This window comes from Bacillus cereus group sp. BfR-BA-01316 (assembly GCF_022664195.1).
In the GTDB taxonomy this organism is placed as follows: domain Bacteria; phylum Bacillota; class Bacilli; order Bacillales; family Bacillaceae_G; genus Bacillus_A.
The window spans coordinates 1-222 of sequence record NZ_JAKUGX010000133.1 but is presented as its reverse complement, the minus strand read 5'-3'; the positions used below and the strand labels follow the sequence as shown (position 1 = coordinate 222).

The window sequence follows — 222 nt, the reverse complement described above, 5'->3', positions numbered from 1 at the left end:
CAGGAAACAGCCTCGGCAGGCAGTGCTTCAACGACTGGAGGCATTACGGCGGTGTCAAGAATCCCGAACAGCATGGAAGTATGGTGGATTGGAGCAAATGGTTCCGTGCAGGGTGCTTTCTGGTATGAAGGGCAACCATGGAGACGACAGGAAATAGCTCCAGCAGGTAGTGCTTCAACTAGTTAATTCTTAAAAAAAATAAAAAATAAGAAAGTATTATAT

At 45.0% G+C, this 222-nt stretch carries 1 pseudogene; it reads left to right on the top strand.

The window, feature by feature from the left end:
- Positions 1-186 (top strand): annotated as a pseudogene (locus MR071_RS25305) (PLL family lectin); the annotation flags it as partial.
- Positions 187-222 lie beyond the last annotated feature (36 nt).